Below are 258 nucleotides of genomic sequence, written 5' to 3'. Positions count from 1 at the left end.
TGCCGAATTTATCAACAAAAGCAAAGAAATCAGTCCCGGCATCACGCTGATATTTACTCGCTCTCCATTACTTGGTGACTGGTCAAAATATCCGCCAAACGAGGATGAGCCACGAATGTCGAGCATGCCCGAACTTTCACTTGCTCTAAACACAGATAACGGACAAATAGTAATTGTCGGCTGCTCTCATAGTAAAGTGAAGGAAATCGTGAAAGAAACAAATGATTTCCTAAAAAAAGAGATCGACCTGGTCACAGG

Annotated in this window: 1 protein-coding gene; it reads left to right on the top strand. The window is 42.6% G+C overall.

Features of this window, described 5'->3' with window-relative positions:
* On the top strand, positions 1-258 hold a 258-nt coding region (locus SAY88_RS25260; protein WP_332635183.1), incomplete at both ends, for an MBL fold metallo-hydrolase.

Origin of the sequence: Halalkalibacter flavus (assembly GCF_036663575.1) — a bacterium.
GTDB lineage: Bacteria > Bacillota > Bacilli > Bacillales > Bacillaceae_D > Halalkalibacter > Halalkalibacter flavus.
Note: the sequence above shows the minus strand (reverse complement) of the source record. Positions and strands in the feature narration are given on the sequence as shown.